This window comes from Nonomuraea antri (assembly GCF_013283785.1).
GTDB lineage: Bacteria > Actinomycetota > Actinomycetes > Streptosporangiales > Streptosporangiaceae > Nonomuraea > Nonomuraea antri.
Window position 1 is genome coordinate 1 of the sequence record NZ_JABCPZ010000379.1, and the last position, 5909, is coordinate 5909.

The following is a 5909-nucleotide window of genomic DNA, read 5'->3' on the forward strand; positions in this document are numbered from 1 at the left end:
GGTCATCACGTGTCTCCTTTGATCTTGAAGTGTCGCATTCAAAGGATCACGCGATGACCGTCCTCATTTCCCGGCGGCACGCCTGTGACCAGGTGAAACTCGTACACCACCTCCGTGGACGCAACCGACTTCTGGGGCTCTGGGGTGGATGGGTGTTCAGGGGCGATTGCGAGAGGCAGCCTCAAAGTAGATGGATCTAGGAACCGCTGATGCGGGCTGTCGGGCGGGATGGAGCCGGGTGTCTTGCCTCGGCATGGCGTCGCAGCGGTCGTGCGCCTTGGGCTCTAACTGGGAGTGCGCCTCAGGGCGATCGGCGGTTCTGGGAGCCGGAGATCTGGGGAGCTGGGTTCTGGGTTGAGGTCTCGGGGAGCTGAGATCTGGGGAAGGCGCGACGGCCGGGAGCTGAGGGCGTTGCCGCTGGCTTTGGCTTGCTGCGGGGCTGACTCGTTTGGGCTTCGGGAGGCTCGGGTTCTCGCCTGCTCGGGTTCGGGAGCTCAAGATCCCGGCACGCCTGGTGGACGGGTTCGAGGGTGAGACCTGAGGCCCGGGACCCTGAAGCTGCGGAGGCAGGAACGGCCAGGAGTGAGATGCCGGGTGGTGGGTCGGGAGTGCGCTGATAGGCCTGGGGAGCGTGTGGTGGCCGGGGGCTCGTGGCGCGCATGGGGATAGAAAAGGGGCGACCCCCGCCGGGGGGGAGAGCGGGGGTCGCCTGATCGGTCCGGCTCCGGGGGGGTAGAGCCGGTCCCGTTTCAGAAGAAAGCTTTCATCACTTGACCAGAGCATGGCAAGGGACTTGGAAACCTATCCCTTGCACAGTCGCTCCAGTTTCGGGCGATACCACCGTATGCTGCCCGATGGACTCGAGTTTCGTCGAGGAGCAATCTCGCATTTTCGCCAAGTTTTTTCGCCACCCCATAACGATCACATAAAGGTGATCACAGAGCGTGATCGTCACAGGTTGGTAACCGGGTGATGTCGTATCAGTCGCCCAAGGCACACCACCGGCTGTTCCTCCCGTGGGTAAAGGTCTTGGTCCAAGGGGTTCCCATCAGGGCGGATCCGTCGTACAAAGGTGACACGGACCACTTGTCCGGGTGCATCTACCGGGCACCCACGCGCGACCAGCCGCGGGAGGCGCGTCGAGACGGGCTTGACCCGCTCCGACGAATACAGGTGCACGCTTGGTAACCCGGTGTGATGTACCGGCAGACGGCGTCTCTTGATTGAGACGCCGTCAGCTATGTCGGCTGCTCTCCGTCAGCCTCGCTGCATGGCCTCGCAGATGGCCGTCGTCTCCCGCACCCCCAGGGTTACCGCGGAGGCACAGTGTTGTACCCACTGGCCGACGCCCTCCTGAGTGCCAGTCAGGTACGCGCGCAGCGCCTCCGCGTACGGCAGCTCGAGGTGTCCCACTTCCACGGCTACCAGCGACTTCGGGTCCAGGCCGTACTCGACCAGCGTGAGCCGTTCCGCCGAGCGTGCCACGACGCCGTCGGCCGTGCCGAACGGGCGCAGTGCCGCCAGCTCCGCGTGGACGATGGCGGCCAGCACGATCGCGGGGGCCTTCGTGGGCTGGCTCAGCAGCTCGAACAGGGCGTCCATGCGTGCGGACGCCTCCGACGCGCTCGGCGCCGGGCCCAGTCCGAGCGGGTCGGGGGCGCCGTCGGTCGTACGGGGGCGGCCCAGCTCAGCCTGAGGTCCCGGCCCTCCCGAAGGTCCCAAAGGTCCCGAAGTCCGCGAAGATTCCGAAGGTTCCGGGCTTGTCGAAGGTCCTGATCCGGAGGAAGGTCCTGGTCCCGAAGAAGGTCCCGGTCCCGAGGAAAGGCCTGGTCCGGAGGGTGGTGCGGTGGCGGGGTCCGGGAGCAGGCCGGCGGCGGCGACCGTGTGCAGGCGGGCGAGTACCTGGCGCGGAGCCTTGCGCCAGGTGGCGCCCAGGCGGCCCATCTCGGCCGACGCTCGCAGTGCGCCCTGCACCACGGGATCGTGCACCTCGTCGCGGCGCAGCGCGTCCAGCGGCACGTCCGCGCCCTCGATGGCGGCCGACGCGCGCGCCCCGCGCAGGGACGACTCGGTCGAGACGGCGGGGCTGGCGCGGCGCAGGACACGGTGGCGATACAGCCGGTCAACGGCCTGCCGCGCCTCGTCCACCGCCTCGGGGACGCCGGGGAACTGCGCGATGACGGCCAATGGGTCACTCACGGAATCCGACCTTACCCGCGAGTACAACGCGCCCTTCACGGCCGGGTCCGCTCCACGCCGCACGCCTCTTGAAATGCCGCGATCGGCACGCCTCCCGCGATCCCGCGACCGGCACGCCTCCCGCGATCCCGCGATCCGCGCGCCTCCTGCAACCCCGCGGTCCGCACAGGACTCGCCGTCTCGCGCGATCCGCGTGGTGCCCCCATTCCGCGCTCCCCCATTCCGCGCTCCCGCAGTCCCGCGATCCCGCCTCCCCTCAGTCCGGGATCCCGTCTTCCCGCGGTCCTGCGCCTGCCTGCCGAGGTCCCGTGATCACGTGGATTCGCCGGCGCTCCGGCCGACCTCGCACGGCCCATGACCCCGGCAACACACAGCCCCGCGCCCCACGTCCGCAAAGAGTGAGTACGGCTCGTGTCACGGTCCAGAGGTCCGATGATCTAGATGACGGCCCGCGCGGGCCAATGCCCACCGATGTCTACCGATCGTGTACGACCGCACGGCCTCCAGAAGCCCTCCCGGCAGCCCCCGGTTATCCACAGAAACGCGCCAAGGAACCCACCACCAAGCCCGCCCATAAAACCGCCACACCGACTCGCCCGCACACGACATATTCTCTGGATTTCAAGATGACAACGGTTCAATAGCATTTGTAATGCGACCTGATAAGAAGCCGGTCAACCCAGACCTCTCGGTACAGACCTGTCTAGACCTCTTGTGGACGGAGGCTGTGAGCTGGTGAAGTGGGACACGACCTATCCCATCTGGCCATAGAAGGAGCACGAGGTGGCCCCGGAGACCCCTGGCAACGAGACCCAGGCTCTGTCCAACTTGCTGCAGGAGAACCGCCGGTTCGCACCACCTGCTGACCTGGCGGCGGCCGCTAACGTGACCGCAGCCGCATATGACGAGGCCGCGGACGACCGCCTCGGCTTCTGGGACCGTGTGGCCGAGCGCTTGACCTGGGCCAAACGGTGGGACACCACGCTGGAGTGGAATGCCCCGTTCGCCAAGTGGTTCGTCGGCGGTGAGCTGAACGTCGCCTACAACTGCGTCGACAGGCACGTCGAAGAGGGACGCGGCGACAAGGTCGCCTACTACTGGGAGGGTGAGCCGGAGGGCGACAGCCGCACGCTCACCTACAGCGACCTCAAGCGCGAGGTCAGCAAGGCCGCCAACGCGCTGACCGAGCTGGGCGTGAGCAAGGGCGACCGGGTCGCCATCTACATGCCGATGATCCCCGAGCTGCCGATCGCGATGCTGGCCTGCGCCCGCATCGGCGCGATCCACTCGGTGGTGTTCGGCGGCTTCTCCGCCAGCGCGCTCAAGAGCCGCATCCACGACGCCGACGCCAAGCTCGTGATCACCGCCGACGGCGGCTACCGCAGGGGCAACCCGTCCGCGCTCAAGCCGACCGTGGACGAGGCCGTCGCCGAGTCCCCGCAGGTCGAGAACGTCCTGGTGGTACGTCGCACCGGTCAGGACGTCGCGTGGAACGACAAGGACCTGTGGTGGCACGACGTGGTCGACCGCCAGAGCGAGGAGCACGAGGCCCAGCCGCACGGCGCCGAAGACCCGCTGTACATCCTGTACACGAGCGGCACGACCGGCCGGCCGAAGGGCATCCTGCACACCACCGGCGGCTACCTCGCCCAGACCGCCTGGACGCACCACGCGGTCTTCGACCTCAAGCCCGAGACCGACATCTACTGGTGCACCGCCGACATCGGCTGGGTGACCGGGCACTCCTACATCGTTTACGGCCCGCTCGCCAACGGCGCCACCAGCGTCATCTACGAGGGCACCCCCGACACGCCGCACCGCGGCCGGTTCTGGGAGGTCGTCCAGAAGTACAAGGTCACCATCCTGTACACCGCCCCGACGGCCATCCGGACGTTCATGAAGTGGGGCGACGACATCCCGGCCAAGTTCGACATGTCCAGCCTGCGCATCCTGGGCTCGGTCGGCGAGCCGATCAACCCCGAGGCGTACGTCTGGTACCGCGAGCACATCGGCGGCGAGCGCTGCCCGGTGGTCGACACCTGGTGGCAGACCGAGACCGGGGCCATCATGATCAGCCCGCTGCCCGGCGTGACCTCGGGCAAGCCGGGCGCGGCCATGCGTCCGCTGCCCGGCGTCGTCGCCGACGTGGTGGACGATCTGGGCAACAGCGTCCCGAACGGCGGCGGCGGGTTCCTCGTGGTCCGCGAGCCGTGGCCGGCGATGCTGCGCACGATCTGGGGTGACGACCAGCGCTACATCGACACGTACTGGAGCCGGTTCGAAGGCATGTACTTCCCCGGCGACGGCGCCAAGAAGGACGAGGACGGCGACCTGTGGCTGCTCGGCCGCGTGGACGACGTCATGCTGGTGTCCGGGCACAACATCTCCACCACCGAGGTGGAGAGCGCGCTGGTCAGCCACCCGAAGGTGGCCGAGGCGGCGGTCGTGGGCGCCACCGACCCGGTGACGGGGCAGGCGATCGTGTCGTTCGTGATCCTGCGCGGGTCGGCGGAGGAGAGCGACGACATCGCGGCCGAGCTGCGTAACCACGTGGCCAAGACGCTCGGGCCGATCGCCAAGCCGCGGCAGATCCTGGTGGTGCCCGAGCTGCCCAAGACCCGCTCCGGGAAGATCATGCGGCGGTTGCTGCGTGACGTGGCGGAGAACCGGAGCATCGGGGACGTCACGACGCTGGCCGACAGCACGGTGATGAACCTCATCTCGGAGAAGCTGCCTTCGGCCAAGTCGGAGGACTGACACCGTTAACCGCACCCCGCCGTCACGGGCCAACCTCCCTTCGGGGAGGCCGGGACGGCGGGGTGTCGGCTTTCCCACCGCCGCCAGCCGAGGTCCCTTCGGGGAAGGCGATGGGCATCGCCCCTCTGACCGCCAGGGCAAGCCCCAGACTCTCCCGCCGCCGCCAGCCGAGGTCCCTTTGAGGAAAAGCGATGGGCATCGCCCTTCAGACCGCCCCAGGCAGGCCGCAAACTTTCCCGCCGCCGCCAGCTGAGGTCCCTTGGGGAAGACGATGGGCATGGCCCTCGAACCGCTCGGGGCAGGCTGCAAACTCTCCCGCCGCCGTCAGCCGAGGTCCATTGGGGATTGGGCATCCCATCGAACTGGCCGGAGGACGCTGCAAGCTTCCCGCCTTCGCCAGCCCGGGCCCTTGATAGCCGGGGCAGCGGGCCGGCTTTCCGCCGTACCCATCCAGCGTCCGGGTTGTTGGGGTTAGGGGTGCTGATGGTGAATCGTCCCGTTTAGGTACCCTGGTACCCAGGTGTGCCGGGAAGACGGGTCGGCGGTGTCAGGGGAGCGTCCCCTGGGCCTGACGACCCATGGGAGTCCCTTGCGCACCGAGAAGTGGCCTTTCGCGCCCACCGTCCGCTACGCCCGCACCCTCGCCGAAGCCCTCCGCACCGAGACCATCGGCGGCGTGATCATGCTGATCGCCACCGTCGCCGCCCTGATCTGGGCCAACACGTCACTCGACACGTACACGGCACTCCGCGAAACCCCGCTCGGCCCGCTCGAACTGTACAAGTGGGCCCAGAACGGCCTCCTGACGATCTTCTTCTTCGTGGCCGGCCTGGAGGTCAAGGAGGAGTTCGTCCACGGCGAACTGTCGAACCTGCGCAAGGCCGCGCTGCCGATCATCGCCTCGCTGGCCGGCATGGTGGTGCCCGCCGTCGTCTACCTGGCGATCTCGTGGG

3 protein-coding genes are annotated in these 5909 nt (G+C 68.0%); 2 read left to right on the plus strand and 1 reads right to left on the minus strand.

Features of this window, described 5'->3' with window-relative positions:
* Positions 1-1257 precede the first annotated feature (1257 nt).
* Positions 1258-2199: a Fic family protein gene (locus tag HII36_RS57585; RefSeq protein WP_328808294.1), complete on the minus strand. Its 942-nt coding sequence runs from the start codon at positions 2197-2199 to the stop codon at positions 1258-1260.
* Positions 2200-2982: 783 nt separating this feature from the next.
* On the opposite strand from HII36_RS57585, the gene acs reads away from it, so the two are divergent.
* Together acs and HII36_RS52635 are read left to right on the plus strand one after the other, a co-directional pair.
* Positions 2983-4956 (plus strand): acetate--CoA ligase, encoded by a 1974-nt coding sequence (gene acs / locus HII36_RS52630; RefSeq protein ID WP_173530930.1) that lies wholly within the window; start codon positions 2983-2985, stop codon positions 4954-4956.
* Between the two features lie 589 nt (positions 4957-5545).
* Positions 5546-5909 (plus strand): Na+/H+ antiporter NhaA (locus HII36_RS52635; protein WP_236005101.1); only part of this gene is annotated, 364 nt, incomplete at its 3' end.